The following is a 14,662-nucleotide window of genomic DNA, read 5'->3' on the forward strand; positions in this document are numbered from 1 at the left end:
GATTTGCACCACTTCCCTGACTTACATCAATAGGAGGGTAGACAGAATCGCTAGGCATGACTGTGTCCATTCGGTTACAATTTTCGTTTTAATGCGAATGATAATTAAATTCTTTATTGCCGCGTAGCGTCCGCTGCGGGGTAGCATTCGGCGACAAACAGCGAAATGGAGAACACACTTATGCGGTTAAATGCGGTGCGATTGAATGCAGCGTTTGCAGTGAAGGCGACGTTATTGGCATCTATGTTTGTTCTAACCGGCTGCGATCAGCACGCATCGTCTTCAGAAGGAAGCCACACGGTCAGCATTGAGCATGCGCAGGGCACCACTCAGGTTCCACAGCCGCCGAAGAAAGTGATGGTGTTTGATCCTGCCTCATTGGATACGCTGGACGCGCTGAAGGTCGAAGGAATTGCTGGTGTACCGAAAAGCAGCACGCCACTGCCCGCGTTTTTATCAAAATACAACAGCGATACTTACCTGAACGCCGGGACGCTGTTTGAACCTGCCTATGAAGCGCTCAGCAGCGCGAAGCCCGATCTGATTATTGCCGGTGGACGTACGCGCGACGCCTACGAGAAGCTGAGCGGTATTGCACCGACGATCTCGATGGATGTGGATGAGCACCAGTTTATGACGAGCTTTATCCAGCGCATCGAGCAACTGGGCACCATCTTCGGTAAAGAAGATGACGCGAAGAAACAGATTGATAATTTCAAACATCAGATCGCCCAAACGCGCGCTAAAACAGAAAATGCAGGTAATGCGCTGGTTCTGATGGTCAGCGGCGGCAAAATGTCTGCCTACGGCCCTAAATCGCGTTTCGGCTTCGTGTTTGATGAGCTGGGTTTTAAACCCGCGACTGAGTTCCCTGAGTCTGGGCGTCATGGCAACGTGGTGACCTCAGAATTCTTACTGAGCGTGAACCCAGAATGGCTGTTCATTCTCGATCGTGACAGTGCGATTGGTCGCCCGGGTGGAGAATCAGCCCAGCAGGTGCTGGATAATCCGCTGATTCACAAAACCAACGCCTGGAAAAATAATCGCGTGATCTACCTGGATTCTGCATCGCTGTATATCGCTGGGGGGCTGCAAAGCTATAAAAACCTCGTGAGTACCGTCAGTGACGCGTTAGATAAGCAATAACGGCAGGTTACGGCAGAATCAATGAAGTCTTTTTACTCTTCGCTGGGTCTTGTTTTTCTGGCCTGCATGATCGTTGTCAGCCTGTTTGTTGGGGCAGGGCAACTGAATATGCAGGCTGTGTGGAACGACCCAGAAATGCGCGATATTTTCTTTATCAGCCGCGTTCCCCGCACGCTAGCTTTGCTGCTGGCAGGCAGCGCCATGAGTGTGGCTGGCCTCATCATGCAGTTGCTGACGCAAAACCGTTTTGTTGAACCGTCTCTGGCGGGGACAACACAGTCGGCTAGCTTAGGTTTGCTGGTGGTAATGATCGCCGTGCCCGGTGCGACGATTTTCACCAAGATGGTGGTAGCGAGCCTGTTCGCTTTAGCCGGTACCTTCCTGTTCATGATGCTGCTACAGCGAATTGTGCTGAAATCCGCGCTGGTGGTGCCGCTGGTTGGCATTATGCTGGGTGCGGTTATCAGTTCAATCACCACGTTTGGCGCGATGTATTTTGATCTACTACAGGCGCTTGGCAGTTGGGAATCGGGCGATTTCTCCGGTGTCTTGCAGGGGCGTTACGAGCTGCTCTGGCTGGTTGGTGCGTTAACGCTGGTAGCCTGCTGGATCGCTGACCGCTTCACGGTCGCAGGCATGGGGCGCGAGTTTTCCGTCAATGTCGGCCTTAACTATCGGCAGGTGATGATGATGGGGCTGAGCATTATCGCCATCGTCAGCGGCGTAGTGGTCGTGGTAGTCGGTAGCTTACCGTTTATCGGGCTGATCGTGCCGAATCTGATCAGCATGATGATGGGCGACAATGTGCGCAAAACGATCCCGTGGGTGTGCCTGCTCGGCGGCGGTCTGGTGCTGTGCTGCGATATTATCAGCCGCGTGATTCGCTATCCTTTCGAGATTCCGGTGAGCGTGATTCTTGGCGTCATTGGCGCTGCCGTTTTCCTTCTCTTATTGCTAAGCCAGAAACGCCATGTCAGTCAATGAACATAATACGGTGCTGACCGGAACCGTCAGCGAAAAACGTGCGGGGTTATCGCCGACGCAGCGGTTGATGTGGCTGGCTGTTACGGCTGTCGTGGTGATCGTGCTGTTTATGACCATCAATCTAGGCAGCAACCTGCGCTACATTTTGACGCACCGCGGGCTGATGCTGACGACGATGCTGCTGGTGGCGTTTGCTGCCAGTGCGTCGACGGTGCTGTTCCAAACGGTGACGAATAACCGGGTGCTGACGCCATCAATTATGGGGTTTGAAGCCCTGTTTATCCTGATTCAGACCTCGCTGGTGTTTGTTTTCGGCATTAGCGGTATTCCGGGGCTGGGCATTGAAGGCAAATTCGTTCTTGAGACGCTGCTGCTCATTCTCTTCTCCGCGCTGCTGTACCGCTGGCTGTTTACCGGCAGTCGCAATAACCTGCATCTGGTTTTACTGGTCGGGATTATCTGCGGCACGCTGTTTCGCAGCATGGCGGGCTTAATGCAGCGTCTGCTGACGCCCGGTGAGTTCGCTATTCTACAGGGGCGGATGTTTGCCACCTTTACCCGTACCGTGCCTGAACTGGTGGCGCTGTCGGTTGGCATTACGCTGGTGGTTGCCGTGGTGATCTGGCGTATGCGCTTTCGCTTTGATGTGCTGGCGCTGGGACGTAATAACGCGATTAATCTGGGTATCGACTACAAGCGCAGCGTCACGCTCATTCTGTTGTTGGTTTCCGTGTTGGTCGCCATTTCAACGGCGCTGGTCGGTCCGCTTACCTTCTTAGGTTTTATGGTCGCAAACCTTGCCTATTTAGTGATTGGCTCCAGCCAGCATCGCCTGTTGCTGCCTGCGGCTTTCCTGCTGGGCGTGATTTCATTGGTTGGCGGACAGTTGGTGCTTGAGCATCTGCTGGATATGTCCGGTGCGCTGTCGGTCGTGATCGAATTTGTGGGTGGGTCGCTGTTTATTGTGTTGCTACTGAAAAAGGTTTCCGTGTGATTGAGATCGGCAATGTAACTAAAACGTATAATAACGTTAAGGTATTAAACAATGTCACGGCGACGGTGCCTCGTGGTGGCGTCACGTCGATTATCGGCCCGAATGGGGCAGGGAAGTCGACATTGTTGTCCATCATCAGTCGCCTGCTGGACGCGGATCGCGGACAGGTAAAGGTCAACGGCATGGACGTGATGACCACGCCAAGCGATAAGCTGGCGACGTGTTTATCTGTGTTGCGGCAGGAAAACCAGTTTACCAGCCGCTTAACGGTAGCGGAGCTGGTGGGGTTTGGTCGCTATCCATATACCAAAGGGCGACTGAATGCTGACGATCGTGAACGCATCAGCGCCGCGCTAGCGTTCCTCAACCTGACCGAATTGAAAGATCGCTTTTTAGATGAGCTTTCCGGTGGCCAGCGCCAGCGGGCCTATGTCGCGATGGTGCTATGTCAGGACACGGAATACGTGCTGCTGGATGAACCGCTGAATAATCTGGATATGAAACACGCCGTAGCGATGATGAAGCAGATTCGCCGTGCGGCCGACGAGCTAGGCAAAACCATCGTGCTAGTTATCCACGATATCAACTTTGCTTCCGCCTATTCGGATTACATTATTGCGATGCGCAAAGGGCAGATCATCTACACGGGAAAACCGGAAGACATCATGGTATCCGAGGTGTTGGAAGATATTTTCGATACGGAAGTGGCCATCGAGCAGGTTCATAATCAGCGTATCGCGGTATATTATCGATGACAGAGTATCCGCTCAGTGATGTGTTAACGCAAAGGGCGTAAGCACTGCTTGAAAGACGCTGGGTATAACCTGTATGGTGAATGCATAAAGAATTTATGTATGACTTAAGGTAAGGGTAAAAGATGGATAAGGACACTAAGCCGTGTTTCCAGGATGTGCTGGAATTCGTGCGTATGTTTCGTCGTAAAAACAAACTTCAGCGTGAAATCGTCGACAACGAGAAGAAAATTCGTGATAACCAGAAGCGCGTTCTGCTGCTGGACAACCTGAGTGAATATCTTAAACCTGGCATGTCCATTGAGGACGTACAGAACATCATCGCTAACATGCGCGGTGATTATGAAGACCGCGTCGATGACTACATCATCAAAAACGCCGATCTGTCGAAAGAACGCCGTGAGCTGTCTAAAAAGCTGAAAGCGATGGGTGAAGTTAAGTAACCTGACGCACCGCTTTTACTGTAAACAACGTTACAGTAAATAGCACCTGTAAAAGGATCGCTTCTGCGGTCCTTTTTCTTTTAGTCCTGTTCCATCACTTTTCCTTTCTACACGTTACCTGTTTTTGGCGCCGATGAGTCTGGCGCTGATGATCGTATCTAACGCTCAGAGAATTGGAATCCAGCTCGCACGCTGGATGCCATTGTTCGCAAGACTATCGCTTTTTTGCGAGGCGTTTCCCCACCTGAATTTTTTGTCCTGTTGCATCCGCTTGGATTACTGCAACATTTCAGCGCGAACCACAGGGAAAGAGAGAAATATGTGTCATGGCAAGGGACTATGTTCGTAAAAGGGACGATGTCAGTCAATAGCCTGGCTTGGGCGAGTGTGCTGGGTATTCTGCCGTTGCTTTTTTTACCGCAGATTCCAGCACAAATGCTGCTGTGGTGGGGGATTGGGCTATCCACCTGCGTGATGCTAGTCGGACATCGTCACGCGGAGATACGCTGTGTGGCGATTGTTGCCATGAGTTTTTGCTGGGCATCGTTGAATGCTCAAACCTTACTGCTACAAATTGAGCGCGTTACGCAGGGGCAGGTTAATGCTGTCGTGACGATCAGTAGCATACGGTTCAATGAGCAGGATGAGGATGGGATCACGGTGCTGCTGGAAGAGATCAATCAACGCCGGATCTTCCCACCGTTATATGCCCAACTGACCTTATCACCGGCTATGGAAAACTGGTGTGGTGGTCAACGTTGGGCAATCACCGCCAGTCTACGGCCTATTCACAGCCGACTAAATGAAGGCGGTTTTGATAGCCAACGCTGGGCGATAGCCAAACGGCAACCGTTGTCAGGCCGTGTGATAACGGCAAAGGCGGTTGATAGCCATTGTGACTTGCGCCAGCGCACGATTGTACAGGCGGAGCAGCAGGTGCAGGGATTAGCGTGGCGTTCTATTTTACTGGCGCTGACGTTTGGTGAGATGAAAACGGTTAGCCCAGAGCTCAAGGCGCTACTTCAGAATACCGGGACGATGCACCTGATGGCGATCTCTGGCCTCCATATCGTGCTTGCAGGTCTGGTTGGTTGGGGAATGGCGCGGGCGTTACAGTATGGCTTTCCCGTGCAGTGGATGGGCTATCGTTTCCCATTACTGACGAGCGCCGTGGTTGCCTGGGGATATGTCTGGCTGGCAGGAGGAAATCCGCCTGCGGTGCGATCTGCTCTGGCGCTTAGCGTATGGATTTGCCTAAAAGTGTGGAGCGTCAACGGTTCAGCCTGGCAGGTCTGGCTATGGTGTGTCGCGTTGATTCTGGTCAGCGATCCATTGAGCGTACTGTCAGACAGTTTTTGGCTATCTTGCCTTGCCGTCGCATCGCTCATTTTCTGGTTTCAGTGGGCACCGCTTCCTCATCGGCTACAGACCCGACGGCGCTGGTTCTGGCTGCGCTGGGTCCACCTGCAAACGGGAATCACGCTGCTATTGATGCCCTTGCAGCTTCATATTTTCCACGGTTTCAGTATCACTTCGCTGCCCGCAAACCTTTGGGCTGTGCCTTTGGTGTCCTTCGTTACCACGCCGCTCATTTTGCTGGCATTGAGCACGCTGGCATTCGCGCCGCTGAGTGAAATGCTCTGGTGGCTGGCGGATATTTCGCTGCGTGTGGTATTCGCTCCGCTGACGTATCTACAGACGGGGTGGGTATATCTTGATGCATCGCTGCTGCTCGTGAGCGTCGCGGGCTGGGGCGCGGTGGTGATATGGCGCTTTAGCTGGTGGCTCGTCTATCCGATGAGTGTCAGTGCTCTGATTGTGGTTTTACTGGTTTTTCGCATAAAGACTGATGAGCCGGACTGGCGCGTGGACATGTTGGATGTCGGGCATGGTCTGGCGATTGTGATCGAGCAGCGTGGGAAAGCGGTGCTATACGACACGGGAAACCGTTGGGAAGGAGGCGATATGGCGACGCGAGAAATTCTACCCTACCTACGGTGGCGGGGCGTTGACGTGGAAAACATTATCCTGAGCCATAGCCATATGGATCACATTGGGGGGCTGAAAACGCTACAGGTGGCTTACCCTAGAGCAACGATATATAGCGCGACCAACGCGATGCATCATCGTCCTTGTCTACGCGGCGAACGTTGGCGTTGGCAGGATCTCACGTTTACCGTGCTGTGGCCGTTAGCGCTCGTAGAACGCGCGGAAAATAACGACTCCTGCGTTATTCGCGTTGATGATGGAAAATACAGCATCTTACTGACAGGCGATCTGGAGTCAGATGCGGAAAAAGCATTGATCAGGTTAGATCGCCATGCCCTGCGTGTGAATTTGTTACAAATCCCTCACCATGGCAGTAAGACATCATCATCGCCTGCCTTTATTCGTGCGGTTAATGCCGAGTTTGCTATGGCTTCTGCGGCGCGTTATAACCCGTGGCGGTTGCCTTCAGTAAAGGTTGTTGAGCGATATCGGCACTATGGCTACTCATGGCTGGATACTGCGTCATCCGGGCAGTTAAGTGCTCGTTTTTTCAGCGATTCATGGCACATTCTGCGGTTCAGGGATCACATATCGCCTCGTTGGTATCATCAGTGGTTTGGCGTAGGGCGGTATAATGAGTAAAATGGTCGGCTATTTCTTCCCGATTCAGGTTTACTACATGCTGAATGATAAAGATCTCTCCACCTGGCAGACCTTTCGTCGCCTCTGGCCGATGATCTCTCCTTTTAAGGCAGGGCTTGCTGCTGCTGCAATTGCACTCATTATTAATGCAGCCGGCGATACCTTGATGCTCTCCCTGCTTAAACCTTTGTTGGATGAAGGGTTTGGCAAAGCGGAACGTTCCGTATTGCTCTGGATGCCGCTGGTCGTCATTGGGTTGATGCTAGTAAGAGGGGCGTCAGGCTTCGTGTCCAGCTACTGTGTTGCCTGGGTTTCCGGCAAAGTGGTGATGAATATGCGTCGCCGCTTGTTCTCCCATATTATGGGTATGCCGGTGTCGTTCTTCGATCAGCAGTCAACAGGTACGCTGCTTTCTCGCATCACCTACGATTCGGAGCAGGTCGCGGCATCGTCGTCAGGTGCGTTGATTACGGTTGTCAGAGAAGGGGCCTCAATTATCGGCCTGTTTATTCTGATGTTCTACTACAGTTGGCAACTGTCCATCATTCTGATTGTGATTGCGCCGATCGTATCGATTGCCATGCGCATGGTGTCCAAACGCTTCCGCAATATCAGTAAAAATATGCAGGATACGATGGGGCATGTCACTACCAGCACGGAGCAAATGCTTAAAGGCCACAAAGAAGTGCTGATGTTTGGCGGGCAGGAAGTTGAAACCAAACGTTTTGATCAGGTCAGCAACCGGATGCGTCAGCAGGGCATGAAAATGGTGTCCGCCTCGTCGATTTCCGATCCTATTATTCAGTTGATTGCTTCGCTGGCGTTGGCCTTTGTACTGTATGCCGCCAGTTTCCCCAGCGTGATGGAAACGCTAACTGCGGGGACAATTACGGTGGTGTTCTCTTCCATGATTGCACTGATGCGTCCGTTAAAATCACTGACCAACGTTAACGCGCAGTTCCAGCGCGGTATGGCCGCGTGTCAGACGCTGTTTGCGATTCTGGATATGGAGCAGGAACGTGACACGGGCAAACTCGACATCGAACGTGCGAAAGGTGAACTTGAATTCCGTCAGGTAAATTTCGCTTACCCAGGAAGAGAAAATCTGGCGCTGAGAAATATCAATCTGCATATCCCCGTGGGTAAAACGGTAGCGTTGGTTGGACGCTCTGGGTCAGGTAAATCAACGATTGCCAGTTTGATCACGCGTTTTTACGATATTCAATCAGGCGAAATCCTGCTCGATGGTCACGATTTACGTGAGTATCGCCTGTCTTCCTTGCGTAATCAGGTGGCGCTGGTTTCTCAAAACGTCCATCTGTTCAACGATACGATAGCGAACAACATCGCCTATGCCCGCAATGAGCACTATAGCCGTGAGGAAATTGAGCGCGCGGCGACAATGGCGTATGCGATGGATTTCATCAATAAGATGGAACACGGTCTGGATACGATCATTGGTGAAAATGGCGTGATGCTTTCTGGCGGACAGCGGCAGCGTATCGCGATTGCCCGTGCGCTATTACGTAATAGCCCGATACTGATATTGGATGAGGCGACGTCGGCGCTGGACACGGAATCTGAACGTGCCATTCAGTCTGCACTAGACGAGCTGCAAAAAGATCGTACCGCACTGGTGATTGCACACCGCCTTTCCACGATTGAAAAGGCGGATGAGATTCTGGTGGTTGAAGACGGCAGAATCATTGAGCGTGGTAACCATGCTGCGCTACTGGCGGAGAACGGTGCCTACGCTCAGTTGCATAGAATGCAGTTTGGCGAATGATTGAACGTATCTGGTCTGGGCAATCACGGCTCTATTGGCTGCTGCTGCCGTTTTCGTGGCTATACGGACTCATTACGTTTCTGATTCGCCAGAGCTATCGGCTCGGGTGGCGGAAAAGCTGGCGATCTCCCGTGCGCGTCGTGGTTGTGGGGAATTTGACGGCAGGTGGCAATGGGAAAACACCGGTCGTCATTTGGCTCGTCGAACAACTGCAACGCAGAGGCTATCGTGTCGGCGTGGTATCACGTGGTTACGGTGGGAACGCTGAACGTTATCCGCTGCTACTGGATGAGTCGGTCACGACGGCGCAGGCTGGCGATGAGCCGGTGCTGATTTTCCAGCGCACTGGTGCGCCCGTGGCGGTTGCCCCGCGTCGGCGGGATGCGGTGAGCGCATTATTGGCACAGCACACGCTAGATGTGGTGATCACCGACGATGGATTACAGCACTATGCGTTAGAAAGAGATATCGAACTGGTTGTGATTGACGGGATGCGGCGTTTTGGCAACGGATGGTGGCTGCCTGCGGGTCCAATGCGGGAAAGAGAAAGCCGTCTGGCGTCGGTGGATGCCGTTATTGTTAACGGCGGCACGCCGCGCGCAAACGAGATAGGCATGACACTCACGGCGGGTATGGCGGTTAATTTGCTTTCTGGTGAATCCCGTCCGCTGAACCAGTTGCATGATGTCGTTGCGATGGCAGGCATCGGACATCCGCCGCGTTTTTTTGCGACGCTGCGCGAGGCTGGCGTTAGCATTGCACGTGAAGTCGCCTTTGCTGACCATCAATCGTACCAGCCAGAACAGCTTGACTCGCTGACTCAGGATGCGATGCAGCCACTGCTGATGACGGAAAAAGACGCCGTAAAATGTAAGGCGTTTGCTCAGGGTAACTGGTGGTATCTGCCCGTCGATGCCGTGTTAGCTGAGCCGTACGGCACGCAATTGCTCGACAAACTGGAACATGTGCTTAATCGGAATGCGGTCAGCAGATCATAAATTGGTTTGCTACCACGGTTTCAGATATCCCTTGTGGATATCACCTTATTAGATCGCTGCTGTAGCGAGAAAGAACATGCCGGTCATCGATCGGTCAAAGATGGAGGAAGCATGGATCACCGTTTACTTGAGATTGTTGCCTGTCCGGTTTGTAATGGTCGGCTGTACTTTAATAAAGAGAAATTGGAACTGATATGCAAGGTCGATGGTTTGGCCTATCCGGTTCGTGATGGTATCCCTGTGCTGCTGGAAAATGAGGCGCGTAAACTGGGGGCTGATGAGATAACACAATGACCTTTACTGTGATCATTCCTGCGCGTTTTGCGTCAAGCCGACTGCCGGGTAAACCGCTGGCGGACATCAACGGCAAACCAATGGTCGTCCATGTGATGGAACGGGCGCTGGAATCGGGGGCACAGCGCGTTATTGTGGCCACCGATCATCCTGACGTCGAGGCTGCCGTGCAGCAAGCCGGTGGTGAAGTGTGCCTGACCCGTGCCGATCATAATTCTGGTACGGAGCGTCTGGCTGAAGTCATCGAACGTTACGGTTTTACTGATGATGACATCATCGTGAACGTTCAGGGCGATGAACCGCTCATTCCTTCCGTTATCATTCGTCAGGTAGCGGAAAATCTCGCTGCCAGTAAAGCAGGAATGGCGACACTGGCGGTGCCGATTGAAACCAGTGAAGAAGCATTCAATCCGAATGCGGTAAAAGTCGTTACCGACGCTGAAGGATACGCGCTGTATTTTTCCCGTGCGACTATTCCCTGGGACAGAGAGCGTTTTGCTCAGTCTAAGGAAACCATTGGCGATCACTTCCTGCGCCATATCGGTATCTATGCTTACCGTGCGGGCTTTGTGCGTCGTTATGTCACTTGGGCACCGAGCCAACTAGAGCAAATCGAATTACTGGAGCAACTACGCGTGCTGTGGTACGGCGAGAAGATTCATGTTGCGGTCGCCAAAGCCATTCCTAGCGTCGGCGTGGATACCCCAGAAGATCTGGCCCGCGTACGGCATGTCATGGCGAGTCAGTAAGTCCTACCATACCCGCTGGTTATAAGCACGTCATGGGGGAATCTATTCTCTTGCCGGAATAGGCTTTCCCCCATGACGTTTCTCTTAATAGGATACTTTATCTTTTAAATTATTTAGCACTTATTTAGATAACTATTCTTAAAAATTCTTAAATTACGCGGCGTCGCTTTATTTATGCGGATGGTTTATTCCCATGCTGAATTGAATCCCCGCGAGGGGAACTTTTATTTTCATAGTTAAATGCTACTATCAATTCGCCATGTTTTTGCATGGCGTTTTGTTATTTCAACTAAGGACGGTAATGATATGAATGCTAAACGTTACATCGCAAAAATTCTTCTCGGCGGCATGTTAATGGGGGCTGCCGCGGGCAGCAGCGCGGCGGTTTATTACATGGCTCCCAACGGCGACGACGCGAATAACGGCAGTAAAAACTCGCCCTGGAAAACAATCGACCGTGCACAGAAAACATTAAACCCTGGCGACCGCCTGTGGATCCGTGGCGGTAAATATGTATTTACCAAAGGGCTAAACGTCTGTACGACGCGTACCGATGTGGTGAACGCGATCACGCTGAGTAAGAGCGGCACTGAAGGTAAGCGCATTGAGTATTGGGCCTCTAGCGGGGAAGTGCCGATTTTTGATTTCAGCCAGATGCAGGATGATTGCCGGGTTAAAGGGTTCAACGTCGTTGCAGATTGGGTTTCCGTAAAAGGGCTGGAAATAACCGGTGTCCCACAGCGTAATAACCTTAACCATGAATCCTGGGGGGTGTGGATAAGGGGCAGCAATAATATATTCGAGCAGTTGAATATTCACCATATTATGGGAACCGGGCTGTTCATCCAGCGAGGGGGGAATAATCTGGTATTGAATAGCGACTCTCACCATAATTACGATCCACTGACCTCTAATGGTGCTGGCCAAAGTGGTGATGGCTTTGGTGCGCATATCCCTGCTAACCAACCGGGTAATATTTTCCGCGGCTGCCGTGCGTGGTCAAACTCGGATGATGGCTTCGATTTAATTAATGCTTATTCTCCGGTACTGATTGAAAATTCCTGGGCCTGGTCGCACGGTTATTTACCGGGGACGACACAGTCACTGGCTGCGGGTAACGGTAACGGTTTTAAAATCGGTGGCTACGGTGGTGTTTATGTGGCAAATGCGGTGAAACATACCGTGCGTAACTCGGTTGCGTTTTTAAATAAAGCAGCGGGTTTTTATGCCAATCACCATCCGGTAGCGAACGATTTCTTCAACAACACGGGCTATAAAAATAACCCGAACTTTACTATCCGCGGCATCGATGCAAACGGAAAAGCGATTGGGCTGGGTACGCTGCGCAACAACGTTTCTCACGGTGGTAAAGACCTGTCGTTCTCCGATGGCGCGAACATGCGCTATAACTCGTGGGATCTAAAAATTGCGGTATCAGATTCTGACTTCGAGAGCGTTTCCGTGACCGGATGGGACGCACCACGTCAGGCTGACGGCAGCTTGCCAGTACTGAAAAGCCTGCGTCTTGCTTCGGGTAGCGCGCTGATCAACAAGGGTGGGGATGTCAAACTGCCTTACAAAGGATCTGCCCCAGATCTGGGTGCCTTTGAGCGCGAATAATGGCAGCGAGTTAACACGCTAGCCTGTCACTCCGATATTCCCTGCTGACGAGTAGGGAATATCGCTGCAACAACCCCGCAGGGCGTTATCCCTGCCGCCATTGATCCCCCCGCTTATACTCTAAATAATTCGAGTTTCAGGAAGGCGGCAAGTGAAGGACAAATTCGTCGGGAACGAATTTGACCAGCCAAAGGCTGGCCTTCGGTGAGAGACAGGATGTCTCTCATTTCATCCCGATGAGCTTACATAGGTAAGTGATTCGGGTGACAAATCTGTCGGGAGCAGATTTGAACGCTGCTTGCAGCGGCCCTTCAGGGCGAGGCCCACGACGGGCCGAGTATTTGAACGATGCCAACGCACATGCAACTTGAAGTATGACGAGTATATTTGATCTGCGTTGAAGTATTTGTCATCCGCTCGCCGCATCATGGTGAATGGAGCTATTTGGCTCAACTGAGGTATTGCCGTTTATGGAACAATTGAAATCGGAACTCAGTACGGTGTTAGGGGAAAGCCTCAGCCGACTTGAGCGTATAAGCGAACAGCCGTATGCGGATTTGTATGCCTTGTATGATAAAGAAGGCAACGCCATTCCTTTGTTGGCTAAAAGTTATGTTTGTCAGGGTGTGGCGCAGCAGGAAGCTTACAAACTCTCGATGCTGGCGCGTGAGGGCGACGTGCGTCTACCAACCGTTTATGGGCTGGTGGTGACACAACAGCAGCCTTATCGAGAACTGCTGCTGATTGAGCGCTTGCGCGGCGTGTCGGTGGAAGCGCCGCCACGAAACGGCCAGCGTTGGACGCTGCTGATGGATCAAATTGTTGAAAATGTATTGGCCTGGCACCGAATTGATAGCCATGGCTGCGTCGGCTCCGTGGACAGCACGCAAGACAATGACTGGTTCAGTTGGTATCAACAGCGTCTGGAAGTACTGTGGTCCACGTTACTCAATGTCAATGCACCACTGCTTACGCAGCAGGACCGGAGCGTGCTTTATCGTTCGCGCCAGTGCTTAGAGAGGTTGTTTGACGATTTCGAAGATGGCTGTGTGTTGGTACACGGTAACCTGTCGCTGCGCAGTATGTTGAAGGACGCACGTAGCGATCAGCTATTGGCCATGATCAATCCGGGAATGATGCTGTGGGCGCCCAGAGAGTATGAACTCTTCCGACTTTGTGAATCCGGCATGCCGGAGCAACTGCTTTATCACTACCTGAAACAGGCACCGGTATCTGAATCCTTTGTCTACCGGCGCTGGCTCTATGTCATTTGGGAAGCCGTATCCCGCTATATCCACACGGGACAGCTAGACCGTCAGCTGTTTGACGTCGCTTCCCGAGAGCTATCTCCCTGGTTGGAGTGAGCCCGCGGATGTTCCGCGTCGTGCTGTGCTGCCGAGGTTCCCTTCAGTGCCTGCCAGAGTCGACCGAGCGTTTCATACCAGGCTCGTTCGCTGTGCGATAGATAGTAAGCGGAAGGGAACACTTTTTCCCACGGGTTGAGCGCGGAGGTTATCGCCATCTGATTGGCTGGCGCGGGAATCGGCGCTAGCCCTTGAGCCTGGAAAAATCGCATGGCACGAGGCAAATGATTGGCCGAGGTCACCAGCAAGAAAGGGCGTTCGCCAACAATCTTAGCGGTTGCTGCCGCTTCCTCTTCCGTATCCCTTGGCGTATCCAGAATGATAATGTCCTGCTGGGGAATGCCCAGACTTTCGGCGACCAGCGCCGCGGTTTTCGCGCTGCTGACAGGGTTACCCTGTGCGGCTCCACCGGTAAAAATCAACTTTGCGCCGGGATTGGCATGATAAAGGCGAACGCCTTCCGTGACGCGCGGGAGGCTGTTGCTGATGAGATTAGAACTGGGTGCCCATTCCGCGTTATAGGTATATCCCCCGCCTAGCACGACAATATAGTCGGCTTTGCTCGCCTGCGGCGTTTGTCGCCAGGTTGGGTAGTGTGATTCCAATGGTAATAGCAGTCGATCGGCAACAGGTTGCAGGCTGAGCAGAATAAGTATCAGCCAACTGGCTACTATTATCGCTTTTCCCGTGCGCTGCCGCTGGGTAAACCAAAGCAGCAACAGGCCAACACCCATCAGAAGCAATAGCAATGGCAGGGGCTGAAGAAGGCCACCGACGAACTTTTTGAGTGTGAAAAGCATAAAATTGCATTCCTTTTGAGTGAAAAAACCGCATTTGGGAAGATATCATGCGGTAAGGCCATTTATTCTAAGCCAGCCTGTGCCAAAATGGCAGACTGTAA

Annotated in this window: 13 protein-coding genes; 12 read left to right on the forward strand and 1 reads right to left on the reverse strand. The window is 52.2% G+C overall.

Features of this window, described 5'->3' with window-relative positions:
- Positions 1 to 201: 201 nt before the first annotated feature.
- From IG609_RS08440 to IG609_RS08495, 12 genes are all read left to right on the forward strand, one after another.
- Entirely contained in the window at positions 202 to 1,146 is a 945-nt protein-coding gene (locus IG609_RS08440; protein WP_404825789.1) for a siderophore ABC transporter substrate-binding protein, read from the forward strand.
- A gap of 21 nt (positions 1,147 to 1,167) precedes the next feature.
- A complete protein-coding gene (locus IG609_RS08445; RefSeq protein WP_193400458.1) occupies positions 1,168 to 2,130 on the forward strand; it encodes an ABC transporter permease in 963 nt (320 codons plus the stop codon).
- Positions 2,117 to 3,124 (forward strand): iron chelate uptake ABC transporter family permease subunit, encoded by a 1,008-nt coding sequence (locus IG609_RS08450; protein ID WP_193400460.1) that lies wholly within the window; start codon positions 2,117 to 2,119, stop codon positions 3,122 to 3,124. The genes IG609_RS08445 and IG609_RS08450 overlap by 14 nt, the downstream gene beginning before the upstream one ends.
- Positions 3,121 to 3,879 (forward strand): iron ABC transporter ATP-binding protein, encoded by a 759-nt coding sequence (locus IG609_RS08455; protein ID WP_102116292.1) that lies wholly within the window; start codon positions 3,121 to 3,123, stop codon positions 3,877 to 3,879. The genes IG609_RS08450 and IG609_RS08455 overlap by 4 nt, the downstream gene beginning before the upstream one ends.
- A 122-nt stretch (positions 3,880 to 4,001) precedes the next feature.
- A complete protein-coding gene (gene tmaR / locus IG609_RS08460; RefSeq protein ID WP_005967626.1) occupies positions 4,002 to 4,319 on the forward strand; it encodes a PTS system regulator TmaR in 318 nt (105 codons plus the stop codon).
- Positions 4,320 to 4,676: 357 nt separating this feature from the next.
- Complete coding sequence (locus IG609_RS08465) at positions 4,677 to 6,950, forward strand: ComEC family protein (RefSeq protein WP_193400556.1); 2,274 nt, start codon at positions 4,677 to 4,679, stop codon at positions 6,948 to 6,950.
- A 37-nt stretch (positions 6,951 to 6,987) separates the two neighbouring features.
- Entirely contained in the window at positions 6,988 to 8,736 is a 1,749-nt protein-coding gene (msbA, locus tag IG609_RS08470) for a lipid A ABC transporter ATP-binding protein/permease MsbA (protein WP_193399382.1), read from the forward strand.
- Positions 8,733 to 9,734, forward strand: a complete 1,002-nt coding sequence (gene lpxK / locus IG609_RS08475; protein ID WP_193400462.1) for a tetraacyldisaccharide 4'-kinase — start codon at positions 8,733 to 8,735, stop codon at positions 9,732 to 9,734. The genes msbA and lpxK overlap by 4 nt, the downstream gene beginning before the upstream one ends.
- A gap of 111 nt (positions 9,735 to 9,845) precedes the next feature.
- Positions 9,846 to 10,028 carry a Trm112 family protein gene (locus tag IG609_RS08480; protein ID WP_005967647.1) on the forward strand — a complete coding sequence of 61 codons (183 nt, stop codon included), beginning with the start codon at positions 9,846 to 9,848 and terminating at the stop codon, positions 10,026 to 10,028.
- The gene (gene kdsB, locus IG609_RS08485) at positions 10,025 to 10,777 is read left to right on the forward strand and encodes a 3-deoxy-manno-octulosonate cytidylyltransferase (protein WP_193400464.1); all 753 of its coding nucleotides are present in this window, start codon (positions 10,025 to 10,027) and stop codon (positions 10,775 to 10,777) included. The genes IG609_RS08480 and kdsB overlap by 4 nt, the downstream gene beginning before the upstream one ends.
- 306 nt (positions 10,778 to 11,083) lie before the next feature.
- Positions 11,084 to 12,397 (forward strand): pectate lyase PelN, encoded by a 1,314-nt coding sequence (gene pelN, locus IG609_RS08490; RefSeq protein ID WP_116155624.1) that lies wholly within the window; start codon positions 11,084 to 11,086, stop codon positions 12,395 to 12,397.
- Between the two features lie 470 nt (positions 12,398 to 12,867).
- A complete protein-coding gene (locus IG609_RS08495) occupies positions 12,868 to 13,761 on the forward strand; it encodes a YcbJ family phosphotransferase (protein ID WP_193399385.1) in 894 nt (297 codons plus the stop codon).
- Here IG609_RS08495 and elyC read toward each other — a convergent pair.
- Positions 13,713 to 14,561, reverse strand: a complete 849-nt coding sequence (elyC, locus tag IG609_RS08500) for an envelope biogenesis factor ElyC (protein WP_193400466.1) — start codon at positions 14,559 to 14,561, stop codon at positions 13,713 to 13,715. The genes IG609_RS08495 and elyC overlap by 49 nt on opposite strands.
- Positions 14,562 to 14,662 lie beyond the last annotated feature (101 nt).

It is taken from the genome of Pectobacterium quasiaquaticum (assembly GCF_014946775.2).
GTDB lineage: Bacteria > Pseudomonadota > Gammaproteobacteria > Enterobacterales > Enterobacteriaceae > Pectobacterium > Pectobacterium aquaticum.